Origin of the sequence: Streptomyces sp. NPDC002490, assembly GCF_040296045.1 — a bacterium.
Lineage (GTDB): Bacteria > Actinomycetota > Actinomycetes > Streptomycetales > Streptomycetaceae > Streptomyces.
Genome location: NZ_JBEOWM010000028.1, coordinates 58,097 through 75,976, shown reverse-complemented (window position 1 = coordinate 75,976; position 17,880 = coordinate 58,097). Strand labels below are relative to the sequence as shown.

The following is a 17,880-nucleotide window of genomic DNA, read 5'->3' as shown; positions in this document are numbered from 1 at the left end:
CACAAGCTGTACCGAGCAGCCCGATCATTCGACCGTCATTCGATTCCTCAAGGACTACTCCATGTTCGAACTCGTTGAGCCCATCAAGACCGAGCGTCTGGTCCTTCGCCCGTTCGCCGCGCGCGACGAGGAGGACATGCTGGAGTTCGAGTCACGGGAGGACGTGGCCCGCTACCTCTTCAACGAGCCCCGCACCCGCGAGGACAACGCCAGGGAACTGGCCGTCCGACTCGGTCAGACCGCCCTCCGCAAGGAGAAGGACACCCTGATGACGGCCGTCGAACTCGACGGCAAGGTCATCGGCTACGTCCTGCTGGTGTGGCTGAGCGAGGAACACCGCCAGGGCGAGTTCGGCTACGTCCTCCACCCGGGCTTCCACGGCAAGGGCTACGCCACGGAGGCGGCGGCGGAGATGCTGCGCATCGGCTTCGAGAAGCTCTCCCTGCACCGGATCATCGGCCGCTGCGACCCGCGCAACGGCGGCTCCGCCAAGGTGATGGAGCGCCTCGGCCTGCGCAAGGAGGCCCACTTCGTGGAGTCCGAGATCTTCAAGGGCGAGTGGGGCGGCGAGCTGCACTACGCCATGCTGGCCGCGGAGTGGCGCGCGCAGCACGAGACCGCCTGACCGCACCCCGCCCCCACTACCCGCCGCCCCGCCCCGGCGGCACCCAAGGCCCCGTGGCTCACCCCACGGGGCCTCCGACGTCCCGGACGACGCCCGCCCGGCCCCGCCGACCTCACCGTCCACGCGAAAACCGGAGGCCCCGTGGATCACTCCACGGGGCCTCCGGCCTGCTGTGCACTCGGCAGGATTCGAACCTGCAACCTTCTGATCCGTAGTCAGATGCTCTATCCGTTAAGCTACGAGTGCTTGTGTTCTGTTGTTCTCTGTGCTCCCCCGCTCCGACTTTCTTGCCGGTCGGCGTTGCGGGAACAACATTACATGAACGGCGCCGTGAGGCGAAATCCGTTCTTCACACCACCTCTGACCTGCACTTTCATCGCGACACGCCCAGGTCGACAGCTGTCCGCCGGGGCCACCGGCGCACCGGATCGCCCTGCGAACCCTCGCCCCCGTACCGACCGTGCGGTCGGCGGAAAGCAGACCGGGGGGAGCCGGCGAGCCCGGGCCGGGGAACGCCCGAAGCCCCGGCCGTGGGGCCGGGGCTTCGGGTTCACGAGTGCGGAGGCGGAGGGATTTGAACCCTCGATGGGCTTTAAGGCCCAAACCGCATTAGCAGTGCGGCGCCATAGACCGGACTAGGCGACGCCTCCAGCACAACCGCCCGCGCGAGCGCGAAGGGTGCGTGCAGATGATGACACAGCCCAGCGGGCCGTCACCAATCGCCCCCTACGGTACTAGGCGCGCCGGCCGCAGGGCAAAGCCCGTGCCGCCACCGGTACGAGATCACCGGACTCCGGGCCGCCGCGGGCCCCGCCCGGGGCCGGGGCGGCACCGTGGCGCAACCCGTTCCGGTCCCGCGCGTTAGACCCGGCGGGCGTCCCGGCCGGCCGGCCGGTGGCGCTCGCCTGCCGTACCGTTTCCGCACCACCGAAGGACGCCCATGCCGCAGCGCATCCTCCGCACCGCCGCAGCCGCCCTCGCCGCCTTCTCCGGGCTGGCCGCGGCCCCCGGCACCGCCCAGGCACTGGACCGGGTGCCCCTGCTCCCGCTCCTCGGCGACGGGTTGCTGACTCGCCCGGCGGCTCCGCTCGCCGGGTCGCCCCACCGGCTGACCATCGAGGTGAGGGGCACCGGGCGGGCCGTCGACGGCGCGTACCGTCTGGAGTGCGGGCCCACCGGGGGCACCCATCCGCAGGCGGCACGGGCATGCGAACGACTCGCCGAACTCTCCACCCTCGGGGGCGATCCCTTCGCCCCCGTTCCCGCAGGGGCCGTCTGCACGTTCCAGCACGGCGGGAACGCCACCGCCCGGGTCACCGGACGCTGGTACGGAAGGCCCGTGGACGCCCGCTTCTCGCGGACCGACGGCTGCGAGATCGCCCGCTGGAACGACCTGGTCCCCGTCCTGCCGAGCGCCGGTGGAGCCTGAGCCCCGCACGACCGGGCCGGAATCCGCCCGCCGGCCCGGAACACCGGTGCTGCGCCCCCGCCCGATCGCCCCCGCCGCACCCGGAGAACGACCGCACGCCGCACACCCCGCGCCCGCCGACTCCCCCGCATCCGTCGTCGCGAGCGCAACCCAGGGCCGTAGACTCCCGCGTGACACGTTGCGGACCGCGCGGCAAGATGGCCTTCGTGGTCGGCAGGATGCCGTAACAGGGAGGAAGCGTCTCGTGAGCAGCAGGCCATCCCGAGGCGCTGCTCGCCTCGCAGCCATACTGGACGCGCTCCCGGACGCGTTGGTCCTGGTCAACGCCAACGGGACGGTGGTCAACGCCAACACCATCGCGTTGGAGGCGTTCGAGGCGCCCGGTACCGCGCTGGTGGGGCGGGGATTGTTGGATCTGCTGCCCGAGTTCGACTCGCGGCTGATCCCCGGCTCCATGCGCCGGCCCGAGTCCACCGACCCCCGGGGCCGCACCAAGCCGAAGCGGATGACGGCGCGCCGCACCGACGGCGGCGCGTTCCCGGTCGAGGTCACATCCGCGAATCTTGAGAACGGCCAACAGGCGTACGACGGCCACGGGTACACCGGTGACGAACTGCTGATGCTGGTGGTCCGGGACCTGTCCGGGACCGTGGACACCGAAGCGGAACTGGCACGTTCGCAACGGCAGACCGAGATGATCCTGCGGGCCGCCTCCGAGGGCGTCGTCGGCACCGATCTCGACGGCCGGATCGTGCTCGTCAACCCGGCCGCCGCGCAGATCCTGGGCTACCGGGCGAACGAACTGGGCGGCAAGGAGCTGCACACCCTCGTCCTGCACTCGCGGGACGACGGCGAGCCGTTCCCGTACGAGGGCTCGCCGCTGGCCGACACGCTGAAGTCCGGCCGCAAGCACCGGGTGCGCGGGCAGGTGCTGTGGTCGAAGAAGGACGAGAAGGTGCCCGTCGACCTGACCACCGCTCCGGTACGGGACGGCGACCAGTTGGTCGGCGCGGTGATGACCTTCGCCGACCGCAGGCCGTACGACGCGCTGGCCGCGGAGAAGGAGGAGCTGGAGCGCGAGCACGCCGCGGAGCTGATCCGGCTGCGGGCGGACCACGCCGCGGAACTCGCCGAGCAGGCCGAGCGGCGCACCGAGGAGATCGCCGCCGAGAAGGAGCGGTACGCGGCCCTGGCCGAGCGGGAGAAGGACCGGTTCGAGGCACAGGGCGCCCGCTACGAGCAGGTGCTCGCGGTCCTGGACGGCTCGCTGCGCGGCCCGCTGGACGAGCTGCGCCACGAGTTGACCGGGCTCGCCGCCGACGACGCCGGGCAGCTGTGGCCCGAGGCCAACCAGATCCTGCACCACCTCGCCGCCGGCTACTCCCGGATCACCACCCTGGTCGACAACGTCCTGGGCTACCAGCGGCTGGACTCCGGCACCGAGAAGCTGACGCGCCGCCCCGCCCCGCTGGACGCGGTCGTCGAAGCCGGGGTCGAGGGCGCCGTGGAGCTGATCGGACCGGGGCGGGCGCAGTTCGCCGTGCACGCGCCGAAGATCGAGGCCGAGGTGGACGCCGCGCAGTTGGCGACGGCCTTGGCCCATCTGATCGCGGACGTCGCGGGCGTGGACTCGACCGGGAACGCCCCGGTGGCGGCCGAGGGCTACATGGACTCCACGGTCGTCGTCGCGGCGGCGCAGCGCGGCGAGGTCGTCCGGATCGAGGTCCGCGGCCCCTACGAGGGCGGCGACCCCGTGCACCAGCCGATCGTCCGGGGCATCGTGCGGGCGCACGGAGGCGTGCTCCAGACGCACGAGGTGCCCGGCATCAGCGGCAGCGCCTACGTGCTGGAGGTGCCGATCGGCGAGGGCGCCGGTACGGTCCCCGTCCGGCGGCCGGCGGAGGACGACGGGGCGGGCCCCGAGGAGTCGGGAACGCTCGGCGGTCCCCGCGGGGGACGGCGACGGGCCCGCCGGGGGTCCACGGACGCCTTCCTGGAAGGCGCCCACCCCACCAGCTCGACCGACGGCGCCGGGGTTCCGGAACCCGCCGAGGGCCCGGACGGGACGGACGGCGAGGTCGAGGCGCCCACCGGACGGCGGCGCGGTCGCCGGGCGGAGGAGACCCCGACGCCGGACGTGCCCGGACCCCGGGCCGCCGAGGCGGAGCCTGCGGGCCGCCCGCCGGCGCGGGTGCCCTGGCGCCCCGTTCCGCCGCGGCGGAGCCCGGCACCGGAATGCCGGCACTGCCGCCGGCAGGCCCCCGGCCCGTGGACCCGTCGGGGCTACCGCCCCGTCCGGCGGTGCCCGGTGCCCTGCCCCAGGCGGCCCCGGACCCCGCCCCTCCGGCCGCCGGTCGGCGCGCCCGCCGGGCGCTGGCCCCGGCGTCCGAGCGCGCCCCCGCCGGTGAAGCGGCGGAGACCCGTACCGCCTTCGCACTCCCCCCGGCCGACGCCGACCGACCGACCGGCGCCCCCCGTCGGCCCGTCGCGGAATCCGAGACGCCCGCGGGGCACGGTGCCCTCGCGGCCCAGGCCGGTGCGCCACGCCAGCCTGGAAGCGCCCCGCACGACCCCGTCGACGACCACACCCCGCCGCGGCCCCACCCCACCGAGCAACCCACCGGTCGCCGCCGTGCCGTGGGCACCGTCGGCGCGGCCGGACCCGTTCCCACCGAACCGCCTGGTGCGCCCGTCCCACCGCCCGGGGTGCCTCCGCGCCCGGTGACGCCCCCGTCGGCCGCGCCCGGGGTGCCGGTACCGCCCCAGGGGCCTCCGGCGCACGGCCTGCCCGCCCAGGAGGCGTCGGTCGACGGTCGTGCCGGTCTCGGACAGCAGCCCGTACCGGCGGCCGGGCTGCCCGGGCAGCTGCCGTCCGGTGCGGGCGTTCCGGCCCAGGCACCGGCTCCGCCGCAGCGCCAGCCGTTGCCGCCCGCGCAGCCGGCGCGCACCGCACCGACGGACCGGCCCGCCCCCACCGGCCACGCCACGACACCGGCGGGCACCGGCTCCGCCTGGGGTGCGCCCACCTCGCCGCCCCCCGCGCAGTCGACCGACACGGCCCCCGAGGGCGCCGAGCAGGACCCGCACGGGGGCCCGGCCCGGGCCTTCAGCGTCCGCACCCTCGGCCAGGGCGTCCCGGTGGCCCGGTCGGGCGCGGACCCCGTGCCCGTACCGCCGGCGGCGCCCGGTTCGCCGGGCGGCTCGGGACGGCGGCGGAAGCTCGGCACCCGCCCGGACGCCTTCCCCGAGCAGTCCGGCCAGGTCGAGGCGGCCCGACCGCAGGCCGGCGGGGGCCAGGCCCGGCTGGCGAACTCCACGACGGGGCCCGGACGGTCGTACGCCATAGGAGCACCGGCCCAGGACGCCGACGAGGGGCCCGAGCCCCTGGACGGCCCGGGCGGGGCGGTGGAGGTCGCCGACCCGCCGCAGGCCCGCCCGATGGACGACGAGCTGCCGCCCGAGCCGCTGGACAACCCCCGCCGGTTGTTGGTGTGGCCGGCCCCGGACATGAGCACCCAGCAGGCGCTCAGCGACCGTGGCTACCGTCCGGTGATCGTGCACTCCCGCGAGGAGGTGGACGCACAGATCGCCGCCTTCCCGGCAGCGCTCTTCGTCGATCCGCTGACCGGGCCGATCACCCGGACCGCCCTCCAGTCCCTGCGGCAGGCCGCCGTGGCGGCCGAGGTGCCGGTGCTGGTGACGGCAGGGCTGGGGCAGGCCACGCGGGAGGCCGCGTACGGGGCGGATCCCGCCGTCCTGCTGAAGGCCCTGGCCCCCCGGGACAGCGAGCAGCATCCCTCCCGGGTGCTGTTGGTGGAGGAGCACCAGGAGATCGCGCTGGCGCTCACGGCCACCCTGGAGCGTCGGGGCATGCAGGTGGCCCGGGCGGCATCGGACACCGAGGCGGTCTCCCTGGCCGCGCAGATGCGGCCGAACCTCGTGGTGATGGACCTGATGCAGGTGCGTCGCCGACGTGCGGGGATCGTCGACTGGCTGCGGGCGAACGGCCAGTTGAACCGCACCCCGTTGGTCGTCTACACCGCCGCCGTGGACCACACGGAGCTGCCCAGGCTCTCGACCGGGGAGACGGTGTTGTTCCTCGCCGAGCGGTCGACCAGTGCGGAGGTCCAGGGCCGGATCGTCGATCTCCTGGCCCGGATCGGGACCAACTGAGCGCCTCGTCCCGCGTGGGGGTGTTTCACGTGAAACACCCCCACCGGTCGTAGCGGCTCGGGTCAGATCCGCGTCACGTCCAGGGTGCCATCCGCATACTGCTTCCGGATGACCTTCTTGTCGAACTTCCCCACACTGGTCTTCGGCACCGCCTGCACCAGGCTCCAGCGCTCCGGGAGTTGCCACGGGGCGACCGTCTCGGCGAGGAAGGCCCGCAGGCCCTCGAATCCGACGGTGGCACCCTCCGCGAGGACGACGGTGGCGAGGGGGCGCTCGCCCCACTTCTCGTCGGGGACGGCGACGACCGCCGCCTCGGCCACCTCCGGGTGGGACATCAGCACGTTCTCCAGTTCGACCGAGGATATCCACTCCCCACCGGACTTGATGACGTCCTTGGCCCGGTCCGTGAGGGTGAGGTAGCCGTCGGGGCTGATGGTGCCGACGTCTCCCGTCTTCAACCAGCCGTCCTCGCTGAACTTGTCGTCGGGGCGCAGCGGTTCCGCGTCCGCCCCTCCGTAGTAGGCCGCCGCGATCCACGGCCCGCGGACCTCCAACTCGCCGGCCGCGGTGCCGTCCCAGGACAGGAGGTCGCCGTCCGGGCCGCGGAGCCGGGCCTCGACGGAGGCCGGGAAACGGCCCTGGGTGATGCGGTAGCCGAACTCCTCGTCGGTACCGATCGCATGGGCGGGCGGTCGGGCGATGGTGCCGAGCGGTGAGGTCTCCGTCATGCCCCAGGCGTGGCACACCCGCATCCCGAGGGTGTCGAAGGCGCGCATCAGGGAGGGCGGACAGGCCGATCCCCCGATGGTGACCTGGGTGAGCGTGGAGAGGTCCCGCGGTCTCGCGGTGACCTCCGCGAGGAGTCCCTGCCAGATCGTGGGCACGGCCGCGGCGTGGGTGGGGCGCTCGGTGGTGATCATCTCGGCGAGCGGGCCGGGTTGGAGGAACCGGTCGGGCATCAGCATGTTGAAGCCGGACATGAAGGCCGCGTGCGGCAGCCCCCAGGCGTTCACATGGAACTGCGGGACCACGATCAGGCTGGTGTCGGCGTCGGTGAGCGCCATGGAGTGCGCCATGTTCACCTGCATCGAGTGCAGGTACACGGACCGGTGGGAGAAGACGACGCCCTTGGGGTCACCGGTGGTGCCGGAGGTGTAGCACATCGCGGCGGCCCGGCGTTCGTCCAGCTCCGGCCAGTCGTAGGCGGTGGGCTTCTCCGCGATCAGTTCCTCGTAGTCGTGCACCCGGGGACCGATGCCCGCCAGCCCGGAGCGGTCCCCCGGCCCGGAGACGACGACGTGCTCGACGCTCGTGAGGTGGGGCAGCAACGGCACCAGCAGCGGCAGCAGCGAACCGTCCACCAGGACCACCCGGTCGGCCGCGTGGTTCACGATCCACACGAGTTGCTTGGGCGGCAGGCGCAGGTTCAGCGTGTGGAGCACGGCCCCCATCGAGGGGGCGGCGAAGTACGCCTCGACGTGCTCGGCGTGGTTCCACATCAGCGTGGCGATCCGATCGTCGTCCCGTACGCCGAGGTCGTCGCGGAGCGCATGGGCGAGCTGGGCGGTGCGGGCACCGATCTCGGCGAAGGTGCGGCGCCTCGGGGCCCCCTCGCCGGTCCAGGTGGTCACCCGGGAGGAGGCGTGGACCGTGGATCCGTGGTGGAGCATCCGGGAGATCAGAAGCGGTACGTCCTGCATCGTGCTCAACACGGCTACCTCCGCGGTGCGGCGGGCGCCGGAGGAACCGGCGCGGGGGGACGACATCGGTCCACCGATTCTGTGTCCGCAGCCGGCGGTCTGTCACTACGAGCGGACCGACCGCCCGGGGTCCGCCCCAGGTCAGCCGCCCCGGCCCGGGCTGCGGGCACCGACCCGCTCCGGAGCGCCGGCAGGTGCCCGAACCCCGAGGAGTCTCCACCCGCTCTCCACCCTCAGGAGGTAGGGCGAACCGTGTTCCTACAACCTGAGTCGGACACGGCTTCGGGACCTGCGGGCGATCCGCCGGGCCGGGGGACGAACCTAGCGTGGAACCCATGACCGCACCCATCGCGCCTGTCTGCACCAGCGCATCGAAGCCCGTGGCACCGATGACCACGGACCACGCGGCCCGGAACCACCTGGCGGCCGTGCCCGCCCCCGCCGCACCGAGCGTGCCGGCCCCGGTGACCCATCTGAGCTACCCGTCCTTCGCCTCGTACGTGGACGCCCGCGGCCCCGTTCTGCTGCGCACCGCGCGGTCGTTGACCGCGAACCCGAGCGACGCCGAGGACCTGCTCCAGACCGCACTCACCAAGACCTTCGTCGCCTGGGACCGCATCCTGGACCACCGGGCCCTGGACGGGTACGTGCGCCGGGCGCTGGTGAACACGCGGACCTCGCAGTGGCGCAAGCGCAAGGTGGACGAGTTCGCCTGCGAGGAACTCCCCGAGCCGGAGGTCGTGCCGCCCGGGGACCCGGCGGAGCAGCAGGCGCTGCGGGACGCGATGTGGCGGGCGGTGATGAAGCTGCCGAACCGGCAGCGCGCCATGGTCGTGCTGCGGTACTACGAGGACCTCAGCGAGGCGCAGACCGCAGCGGTGCTCGGGGTCTCGATCGGCACCGTGAAGAGCGCGGTGTCCCGGGCGCTGGGCAAGCTGCGCGAGGATCCGGAGCTCTCGGCCGCCTGACGGCCGCGGCGGACCTCAGGGCGGCTCGGCGAGCAACGCCGCCACCTCCCGCGGCGTCCACCGTCCGGCGGCCCCGGGCGCCCGGGACAGGTACCGGGCCACCGCCGGCACGTCCCAGACACCGGTGGCGAGCAGCCCCCTGGCCAGGTGCCGCAGGTATCCGGCGGTCGGTGCGGTCACCTCGACGTCCCCGGAGTGCCAGGGCGCGGTGAAGGTCAGCACGGGCAGCCCCTCCAGGGACCCCGGGCACAGCAGCGTCTCGTAGCGGCCGGGTCCGAGCGGATGGCGGCCGTCCCTCAGCACCGTCGAGAGGTCGAGGTCGGTCCCCGGAGGGCGGTGCATCTCCTGGGCCGCGATGTCGGAGAACTGCTGCACGCCCAGCAGATGGGCGCGGGCCCACAGCTCGCCGCCGGCGTCCGGGTCGTAGAAGGCGCTGCCGCCGGTCCACAGCGGCGACTCGGTCGCGAAGTACAGGCCGCCGGGCAGCAGCACGGGCACGGAGCGCTCGGGCGGACGGGGGTCACGGCACCCCGGACAGCTGCGGGCCGCGCCCGGCGGCCGGCCGCCGACCAGGTAGTGGCGGAGCCGCTCGGTGTCCGTGTTCGAGCCGTACGACGCGTACCAGACCCGCTCGACGGGCCCGGCGGGCCGGGAGGGCGTCGGGGTGCGGGCAGGGCTCACGGCGACTCCCGGAACGTCACGACCGACCGGCGGCCCGATACGCGAACGGGGTGCCCCGTCCCGGGACACCCCATCCGACCTGCTACTTCGCTGAACGCTGCGGAGACGGTGGGATTTGAACCCACGGTGACATCGCTGCCACGACGGTTTTCAAGACCGTTCCCTTCGGCCGCTCGGGCACGTCTCCCCGCACCGCCCGTGGGGGCGGCGCGGGGACCAGGGTATCGGGTCAGCTGCTGTCGCCCTTGCGTTCGCCCAGGACCAGGTCGACCGTGCGTTCCTTGTTGTCGCGCTCGTAGGTGATTTTGACCGTGTCGCCCGGCTGGTGGGTCCAGATCTCGCCGATCAGGGTGGGGCCGCTGTCGATCACCGTGTCGTTGAGCTGGGTGATGACGTCGCCCGCCTGGAGTCCGGCCTTGTCGGCCGGGCCGCCCGGGGTCACCGAGTCCGAACCGCCGGCGCCCTCCTGGGTGATGGTGGCCCCGTCGCCGTTCTCCTCCAGCGAGACGGAGGCGCCGATCACCGCGTACACGGGCTGGCCGGTCTTGATGAGGGTCTGGGCGACGTTGGTGGCCTGGTTGATCGGGATCGCGAAGCCGAGGCCGATGGAGCCGGCCTGTCCGGCGCCGCCCATGCCGCTCCCGGCGGACTGGATCGCCGAGTTGACGCCGATGACGGCTCCCCGGGCGTCCAGGAGGGGGCCTCCGGAGTTGCCGGGGTTAATCGAGGCGTCGGTCTGCAGGGCGCTCATGTACGAGGCCTTGCTGTTGCCTCCGTCGCTGGAGGCGACCGGGCGGTCCTTGGCGCTGACGATGCCGGTGGTGACCGTGTTGGAGAGGCCGAAGGGGGCGCCGATGGCGATGGTGGAGTCGCCCACGGCGACCTTGTCGGAGTTGCCGAGCGGCAGCGGCTTGAGGTCGCCCGGGGCGTTCTTCAGCTTGAGGACGGCGACGTCGTACCCCTGGGCCCGGCCGATGACCTCCGCGGCGTACTTCCTGCCGTTGGAGAAGGTCGCGGACACCTCGCCGTTGTCGGCCGCGGAGGCCACCACGTGGTTGTTGGTGAGGATGTGGCCCTGGCGGTCGTAGATGAAGCCCGTTCCGGTGCCGCCCTCGCCGTCGCCGCCCTTGGCGTCGATCGTGACGACGCTGGGCAGGGCCGTGGCGGCGACCGCGGCCACGGTGCCGGGTTCGCGCTTGAGCTCGGACGGGCCGTCGGAGGCGGCGACCGTCGTGGAGTTGCCGGAGTCGTCGTTGTTCTTGGCCGCCTGGTAGCCGAGTCCGCCGCCCAGGGCGCCGGCGAGGAGCGCCGCCGCGGCGACCGCGGCGACCAGGCCGCCCCGGCGGCGGCCGGGCGGCTTCCCGGGGGCCCCGGCCTCGGGGGCGGGGTACGAGGAGCCCCAGCCCCCGCCGCCGGCCGCGGCGTAGGCGGGCACGGCGAGCGGCGGCCACTGCTCGGAGACCGGCGAGGGGGCGACCGGCGCGGCGAAGGGCGGTCCCTCCGGTGCGCCGACCGGCTGGGCCGCGGGCGGCTGCGGCGGCGGGTAGGAGGCGTACGCCGGTGCGGCGGGCGGGGCGGCCGGGAGGGGCGGCTGCGCGGCGGGCGCCCCACCGGGGACGGCCGCCGGCTCGGGCGCGTCGGTCGGTGCGGCAGGGGTGGACGGGGCGCGGTGGGCCGGGGCTTCCGGGGTTACCGGTGTGCCCTCGTGCTCGGTGCTCACAGCTCTGTCTCCTCGGTCCACGAGTCGGTCAACGGTTCGTCGGCCACGCCTTGACGTCCCGGCGTCACTGCCCTGATCCGCTGGCGGTCCGCTCCCGTCCGCCCACGGCCGTTCCCGGTCTGCGAGGGAAGCGGTCCCACGTAGCTTTTCCTATGGGGCATCAGGGCACCATAAGCCGATCCTGTGCGTACGATGACATTCTTTATGCCAGACATATTGGACACGTCGACGAGAGGTCCCCCGGCCGGGCGAGATCACCGGTCGGTCCCGCCCGGGTGGCCTCCGGATGGCACGATGACGCGGTGACCCACGTACCCCGGCCCCCGGCACGGTCCGTCCAGGTGGTCGCCCACCGGGGCGCCTCCGAGGACGAGCCGGAACACACCCTGGCCGCCTACCGGAAGGCCGTCGAGGACGGCGCGGACGCCCTGGAGTGCGATGTGCGCCTCACCGCCGACGGCCACCTCGTCTGCGTGCACGACCGTCGCGTCAACCGTACGTCGAACGGTCGCGGTGCGGTGTCCGCGCTGGAGCTCGCCGAGCTGGCCGCGCTCGACTTCGGCTCCTGGAAGCGCAGCTCGGCGGGGCGCGAGGGCCCCGGCTGGGAGGAGAGCCCGGACTGGGAGGCCGACCCGGACCGGGCGGACACCTCCGTCCTCACCCTGGAACGGCTGCTCGAACTGGTCACCGACGCCCCGCGCCGGGTCGAGCTGGCCATCGAGACCAAACACCCCACCCGCTGGGCCGGCCAGGTCGAGGAGCGCCTCCTCGAACAGCTCCGGCGGTTCGGACTGGACGCCCCGCGCAGCCCGGAGGAGTCCGCGGTGCGGGTCATGAGCTTCTCGGCCCGCTCGCTGCACCGGGTGCGGACCGCCGCCCCCGCGCTGCCCACCGTGTACCTCGCCCAGTTCCTCACCCCCCGGCTGCGCGAGGGACGGCTGCCGCGCGGCGTGCGGATCGCCGGCCCGTCCCTGCGGATCGTGCGCAACCACCCGGAGTACGTGGCCAGGCTCCGGCGCGCCGGGCACCGGGTGCACGTGTGGACCGTCGACGACCCCGCCGACGTGGACCTCTGCCTCCGGCTCGGCGTCGACGCGATCATCACCAACCGCCCCCGGCAGGTGCTCGCCCGGCTCGGCCGGGGCGGCTGAGGCGCTCCGGCCGAGCCCCCTGCACGCCCCCCGTGGAGCGCCGCGCCCGGCGGCCGGGGAGGCCCTCTTCCTCACGGGGTGTGCGCCAGCGCGTTCGCTCCGTGTTCCCCGCACACGAGTGCGTCATCGGAGCCGAGCGGGTCGGTTTCCGGTCCAGTCCAATGGGGCATCCACACCGTGGCGTGGGGCGAAGGAGGTCTCGGGGGTGGCGTTGATGGTGGCACAGAAGGTGCCCACGTCGTCGAGCATGGCCGTACCCCACGGCCCTGCGGGCGTGGGAGCGGCGAGGCGCCGGATGCGGACGCAGCTCCGCGGCGGCGGGGTGCCGGAGACGGTCGTCGACGACGCGGTGCTGATCCTTTCGGAACTGTTGAGCAACGCGTGCCGGCACGGTCGGCCGCTGGGCGACGCCCTCGCGGGCGACGGCGAGGTCAGGGCCGCGTGGCGGGTCGACGCGGCGGGCAGGTTGACGGTCGAGGTGACCGACGGCGGCGGCCCGACCCGCCCCGTGCCGTCGACGCCTTCGGTCACCGCCCACGGGGGCCGCGGGCTCAACATCATCACGGCGCTCGCGGACGACTGGGGCGTGCGCGACGACGCCCGCGGCGAGGTGACCGTCTGGGTCGTGGTGCGCGACGGCGTGCGCCCGGCGGCTCCGCACGACGGTTTCGCTACGCGCGTCACCGCACCTCAGCGGGACGGGAGCGCCGGCGCCGAGCCGGACTTCGAGGGGGCCCTGCACCGCGATGCGCTCGACGTCTTCGAACGCTTCGGCTCCCTGGAACGGGTGGACCGCCTCGGCACCTTCGACCCCCTGGACTGACCCGGCCGGGCCCCCGGTGGGGGCGCGCGGCGCCGGGGCGGGGTCGCAGGGGGGAGCGGATAGGCTCGCGGGGTTACGAGACCAGCCGTGATCGGGAGACACGCACCATGGCCAAGAAGCGCCCCCAGACCAAGGCCAAGCCCCGCTCCGCAGGCGTCGACGACCGGGAGGTCCCCGTCGTCGGAGCCCGGGAGCCCTGCCCCTGCGGATCGGGGCGGCGGTACAAGGCGTGCCACGGTCGGGCCGCCTCCCAGGCCGCGACGGAGCTGGTCCAGCGGCCCTTCGAGGGACTGCCCGGCGAGGCCGACTGGGTGGCGCTGCGCGAACTGGTGCCGGCGGCCACGGTGGAGCTGACGCTCAAGGAGGGCCTGCCCGAGGGCGTGCCCTCGGTGACCCTGGCCACGGTGCTGCCGATGGCCTGGCCCGCACTGCGCCGGGACGACGGCGCGGTGCTGCTCGGCGTCCAGAACGACATCTCCTCCGGTGACCTCAGCCGGGACCTGGCCGACACCCTGTTGCGGGCGCTGGAGACGGCGCCGGGCTCCCCCGTGCAGGGCCGCCGGGTTCCCGCGGACGGGCCGCGGCTCCAGGACCTGCTCGCGCCGGACGGCGCCTTCGTGCCGGTCGTGCACCCGGGCTTCGAGTTCTGGGTGCCGGACGCGCAGAACGCGGCCCCGGACGTCGCGGCCTCGCTGGAGCGCGCCAACGAGGCCGCCATCCCCACGGTCAAACTGGCCGGAGTGGAGGCCGCGTACTGGTGCGAGACCCCGGAGAAGAACCACCTGCGCTGGGTCATGCCGCATCCGGAGGAGCAGCTCCTCGACGCGCTGGCCCGGCTGCACGCCGCGGGGGAGTCCTCGCTGGGCGAGGGCACCCGGCTGGTCGGGTCCTTCCGGGCGCACGGGTTGACGGTCCCGGTGTGGGACCTGCCCCGGGGGGTCACCGCCGGGGACGTCGAGGGGCCCGCGGTCGCGTTCGCCGAGCGGCTGCGCGCCGCGCTGGACGTGGACGCCCCGCTGGACGCCGGGGAGCGCCGGGCCCGCGGGGGCCTCACCAACCGTCAGGTCACGCTGAGTTAGAACCGCATGTCGCGACGGGGGACGACTTCCGGTCGTTCCCCCTCGGCCCCCGCCGCCATCCGCGCCGCCGCGCGCCGGGCGCACGGCGCTCGCACTCCCGCGGATGCCGGTCACTGACCGACCAGTCAGCAGGAGAACGGGGTGACTCCTGTCACAACTGCCCGCACGGGAGCCGGAATCGCTGTCCGAATAGGCGACATCGAATTTGCGAACCGGCGATCTCTTGTTACGGTTCAGGTAGCCCGGTTGCTGGTGCATCCCCCGTCGCCAGCAACCGGGCGCTCTCATGTCCGCGTCCCGTCGAAGGGCGCCACGGGAGCCGACTCCTCTCCCACCAGCACCTCCAACTGCCTTCCCGCCCGGCATAGTTGTCATGAACACCGGTACGGGGCGCATCACGGCGGGTTCCACCGTCCGGTGACGGCAAGGCCGTTCGTCCGGTCCTGCGCGAACCACCGCCCCCGGCACCGCCGCTCACCGCATCCGGGCGGACGACGCTCCCGCTCCGGAACCCTGCGGCCCGGGCCCGGCCGCACCACCTTCGGAATCGGCCAGATCCACGAGACCCGAAACGTCCGAGTTCCCGGAGGCACGGACACCCCCGGGCACGCGCCGCCCCGCTTCCGACCGCGCCCGGCACACGCCGCCGCGCACCGCGTCCGCCCACCGCACGCCGGCGCACCCGTCGATACGGAGCGTGTTCACGACGGACGGGACGCATCGTCCCGCACGTGGTGGCGGCCCCGAGGGTTCCCTCGGGGCCGCCACCACGTCCGTCCGCCGGGCTACGCCTCGGGGGCGTTCACCTCCGCCCGGACCAGGGCGTCCACCACCCCGTCCACGACGGCCTCGACGTCCGGCACCCACGGTCGGGCCGAGCCGGGCAGCGGCGCCCGCTCCCACCGCACCTGCCCCGTGCCGGTCCCCGAGGGCGGCAGGGCGAGGTAGCCGCCCTCACCGTGGAACCGGAGCGAGCCCGGGACGTGGTCCTTCGCGTAGAGCAACTCCCCCAACCTCTCCAGGGAGTACGGGGCGACGAGCAGCGCCCAGCGGTCCGGGGAGGCGATGACCGGGCCCAACCGGATGCCCGTCCGGTCGAGGGCCGACAGGGCCCGCGCCGCCGCGGCGGCCGGCAGGCTCACCGCGCAGGGTGCGCCGCCGCCGGTCGCCAGCAGCACCGGCGCCGCGGGACGGTTGGTCCACCACCAACGCACCATCCGCCCGTCCGTGGTGGCGGCGAGCAGCCCGGGGTCGAAGGGGTGCGCCCCGGGCACCGCGCACTCCGGCTCCGGGCAGGAGCAGCCGGCGCCGCGCGGCCCGACACCCGCTCCCGGGAGCACGGGCCACCGCCATTGCGTCGCGAAGGTGAGGGCCGCGCCGATCACTTCGGGCTGCCCGTCGTCGTGCTTGAACAGGTGCCCTCGTCGCCTTCCGAGGATCTCGCGCATGAGCGCTCGTTCCTTTCCTTGAACACCGAAGACCACATCACAGTACGTGTCGATCAGTTAACCGTGCGTACGAGACGGCTGTTCGCCGTGTGCGCGTACGGGCGCGCCTTGACCCCGCCGGCGGGCAGGGGTCACCCCGAGGGGCCGATCCTTGGGTGCGGCCGTTGCGCTGCCGCGTCGGTCTGGAGCATGGCCGTGGTGTGGGCGGCGGCATGGGTCTGTGCCGTCACGCGTTGCTCTCGCCGCTTGTGCCACGGGGATGGGGCACGGTCACTGCTGGTGATGACGCCCGGTTCCGCCGCCAGGTTCCCGGGTCACGGCACCGTGCGCCGGACCGTTCCTGGCCTTCACCGATTACGTACCCATCAGAACCGCTATGACGCTCGGTTGAACAATGCCAGTCGACCGCAATAGGCCGTTCCCATGGTCTGTTTTTTGCCAACTTCACTTGCCCTCACCCTTCCTCGAATACCTCACGGACACCAGGGATACCGGCAGGACAATGCTGGACATCCCCTCTCTACTGCGTGTAGATGTGGAGGCATTGTCGGCACCGCGGGAATGACAGGGGGTTTGCGATGCTATTCAGCAATACGCACCACCCCGGGAATCGGACTCCATGACCACACCCCCCTCACCGAAAGTGGCCGGAATCGATTCTGCCGTTCCGGTCCCCACCCACACTGGCGCGCCACTCGTCCTCGGCCCGCTCACCGCACCTCCGCACACCGGCACCCCCGCCGACCCCACCGGCCCCGCGTCCGTCGGGGACGGGGCGCACCCCGGCGCGGCGGGCGCGGTCCCCCCGGCCGGCGCGGCCCTCCAGGACCGGCTGGCCGGCTGGGTCTTCGACCTCAGCACGCTGCACGAACTCACCGAGCGGCTGACGCGCACGGCGACCGTGACCGAGGCCCTGCACGAGGTGCTGGCCGCCGGGGCCGCCCTGGTGGGCGCCCGTCGCGGACTGGTCGTCCTGGAACCGTCGGACGGCCTGGGGCCCGACACCACGGTGGGCTGGGGCCTGGCCCGCGCCGACCTCGGCCACATCGAGACGGTCCCCCGGGGCTCGACCTCCTACGGCCTGATCCTGGACTCCACCGGCGGTGACCGCGAGATCAGCCGGCCCGACCTGCTGGCCGACGACGGCCTGGACCCGCGCCACCGCGAGGTCGCCGCCCGGCTCGGCTACGCGGCCAGCTACGCACTGCCGTTGACCGCTCGGACCACCGGACGCCTGGGCGCCGCGGTGTGGTTGTACGACGAGCCCGCCCAACCGGTCGAGCGTCAGCGCCACTTGGCGGGGCTGTACGTCCGTCATGCCGGCGAGCACCTCGCCCGGCTGCTGGAACTGGAACGGGCCCGCTCCGCCGCCGCGACCCTGGTCGGGGAGCTGCTGCCGCAGCGGTTGGCCCGGGTGCCCGGCGTGGACCTCGCGGTGCGCCACCACAGCGGTCCGCGCGGCGGCGGGGACTGGTTCGACGCGCTGCCCCTGCCGGACGGAGCGCTCGGCCTCGCGGTCGGTGCGGTCAGCGGATCGGGGCCCGGCGCGGTCGCCGCGATGGGCCGGCTGCGGGCCTCGCTGCGCGCCTACGCCGTGATGGAGGGCGAGGACCCGGTGGCGGTCCTCTCCGACCTGGAGCTGCTGCTGCGGCTGACCGAACCGGCCCGCGGGGCGACCGCGCTCTTCGCGTACTGCGAGCCCGCGGCGCGCCGGATCACCCTGGCCGGCGCCGGCCACTGCCCGCCCCTGCTCGTCGGCGAACGACGGACCGAGTACGTCGAGACCTCGCTGTCCGCCCCGCTGGGCATGCTGGCCTGCTGGGAGGCGCCGAGCGTGGAGGTGCGCCCCGCACCAGGAGAAACGGTGCTGCTGTTCACCGACGGGTTGCTCCGGCGCACCGGCGAGCCCATGGACCGGGCCTTCGCCCTGCTGCACGCGGCGGCGGCCGGCGTACCGCAGGCGGTGCGGACCGACCCCGGGGCGATCGCCGACCACGTGCTGCGGACGGTGCTGCCGCAGGGCTGGGAGGACCCGGACAGCGACGAGGACGTGGTGCTGCTGGCCGCCCGCTTCGGCTGAGCC

At 74.0% G+C, this 17,880-nt stretch carries 12 protein-coding genes, 3 tRNA genes and 1 pseudogene; 9 read left to right on the top strand and 7 right to left on the bottom strand.

Going from position 1 to position 17,880, the window contains the following annotated elements:
* Nucleotides 1-61: 61 nt before the first annotated feature.
* Nucleotides 62-625, top strand: coding sequence for a GNAT family N-acetyltransferase (locus ABT092_RS19400; RefSeq protein WP_351245391.1), 564 nt, complete (start codon nt 62-64; stop codon nt 623-625).
* A gap of 173 nt (nt 626-798) precedes the next feature.
* On the opposite strand, the gene ABT092_RS19395 is transcribed toward ABT092_RS19400, so the two are convergent.
* Nucleotides 799-871: transfer RNA gene (locus ABT092_RS19395), tRNA-Arg, on the bottom strand.
* A 313-nt stretch (nt 872-1,184) separates the two neighbouring features.
* Nucleotides 1,185-1,275: transfer RNA gene (locus tag ABT092_RS19390), tRNA-Ser, on the bottom strand.
* A gap of 290 nt (nt 1,276-1,565) precedes the next feature.
* Between ABT092_RS19390 and ABT092_RS19385 the strand changes: the two genes are divergently transcribed.
* The 3 genes and pseudogenes from ABT092_RS19385 (at nt 1,566) to ABT092_RS31035 (ending at nt 6,227) form a co-directional block, all read left to right on the top strand.
* Nucleotides 1,566-2,054, top strand: a complete 489-nt coding sequence (locus ABT092_RS19385; protein WP_351245389.1) for an SSI family serine proteinase inhibitor — start codon at nt 1,566-1,568, stop codon at nt 2,052-2,054.
* Nucleotides 2,055-2,298: 244 nt separating this feature from the next.
* Nucleotides 2,299-5,513: pseudogene (locus ABT092_RS19380) on the top strand (PAS domain-containing protein); the annotation flags it as partial.
* Entirely contained in the window at nt 5,493-6,227 is a 735-nt protein-coding gene (locus tag ABT092_RS31035; protein ID WP_502968464.1) for a response regulator, read from the top strand. The pseudogene ABT092_RS19380 and the gene ABT092_RS31035, both read left to right, overlap by 21 nt.
* A 62-nt stretch (nt 6,228-6,289) precedes the next feature.
* Here the strand turns inward: ABT092_RS31035 and ABT092_RS19375 are convergent, their stop codons facing one another.
* The gene (locus tag ABT092_RS19375) at nt 6,290-7,939 is read right to left on the bottom strand and encodes a long-chain fatty acid--CoA ligase (RefSeq protein ID WP_351245431.1); all 1,650 of its coding nucleotides are present in this window, start codon (nt 7,937-7,939) and stop codon (nt 6,290-6,292) included.
* Between the two features lie 323 nt (nt 7,940-8,262).
* Between ABT092_RS19375 and ABT092_RS19370 the strand changes: the two genes are divergently transcribed.
* On the top strand, nt 8,263-8,895 hold the full coding sequence (locus tag ABT092_RS19370) for a SigE family RNA polymerase sigma factor (RefSeq protein ID WP_351245387.1): 633 nt from the start codon (nt 8,263-8,265) through the stop codon (nt 8,893-8,895).
* A gap of 15 nt (nt 8,896-8,910) precedes the next feature.
* Here ABT092_RS19370 and ABT092_RS19365 read toward each other — a convergent pair whose 3' ends face one another.
* From ABT092_RS19365 to ABT092_RS19355, 3 genes are all read right to left on the bottom strand, one after another.
* Nucleotides 8,911-9,576: a histone deacetylase gene (locus tag ABT092_RS19365; RefSeq protein ID WP_351245385.1), complete on the bottom strand. Its 666-nt coding sequence runs from the start codon at nt 9,574-9,576 to the stop codon at nt 8,911-8,913.
* Nucleotides 9,577-9,676: 100 nt separating this feature from the next.
* Nucleotides 9,677-9,763 (bottom strand) — tRNA-Ser (locus ABT092_RS19360).
* A gap of 42 nt (nt 9,764-9,805) precedes the next feature.
* Complete coding sequence (locus ABT092_RS19355) at nt 9,806-11,296, bottom strand: S1C family serine protease (RefSeq protein ID WP_351245383.1); 1,491 nt, start codon at nt 11,294-11,296, stop codon at nt 9,806-9,808.
* 302 nt (nt 11,297-11,598) lie between these two features.
* On the opposite strand from ABT092_RS19355, the gene ABT092_RS19350 reads away from it, so the two are divergent.
* The 3 genes from ABT092_RS19350 to ABT092_RS19340 all read left to right on the top strand — a co-directional run bounded on the left by ABT092_RS19350 (nt 11,599) and on the right by ABT092_RS19340 (nt 14,349).
* Nucleotides 11,599-12,447, top strand: coding sequence for a glycerophosphodiester phosphodiesterase (locus ABT092_RS19350; RefSeq protein ID WP_351245381.1), 849 nt, complete (start codon nt 11,599-11,601; stop codon nt 12,445-12,447).
* A 118-nt stretch (nt 12,448-12,565) separates the two neighbouring features.
* On the top strand, nt 12,566-13,270 hold the full coding sequence (locus ABT092_RS19345; RefSeq protein WP_351245379.1) for an ATP-binding protein: 705 nt from the start codon (nt 12,566-12,568) through the stop codon (nt 13,268-13,270).
* Between the two features lie 107 nt (nt 13,271-13,377).
* Nucleotides 13,378-14,349 (top strand): DUF5926 family protein, encoded by a 972-nt coding sequence (locus ABT092_RS19340; RefSeq protein ID WP_351245377.1) that lies wholly within the window; start codon nt 13,378-13,380, stop codon nt 14,347-14,349.
* A gap of 785 nt (nt 14,350-15,134) precedes the next feature.
* Here ABT092_RS19340 and ABT092_RS19335 read toward each other — a convergent pair.
* Nucleotides 15,135-15,797: a bifunctional DNA primase/polymerase gene (locus ABT092_RS19335; RefSeq protein ID WP_351245375.1), complete on the bottom strand. Its 663-nt coding sequence runs from the start codon at nt 15,795-15,797 to the stop codon at nt 15,135-15,137.
* Nucleotides 15,798-16,416: 619 nt separating this feature from the next.
* On the opposite strand from ABT092_RS19335, the gene ABT092_RS19330 reads away from it, so the two are divergent.
* Nucleotides 16,417-17,877 (top strand): PP2C family protein-serine/threonine phosphatase, encoded by a 1,461-nt coding sequence (locus tag ABT092_RS19330; protein ID WP_351245373.1) that lies wholly within the window; start codon nt 16,417-16,419, stop codon nt 17,875-17,877.
* Nucleotides 17,878-17,880 lie beyond the last annotated feature (3 nt).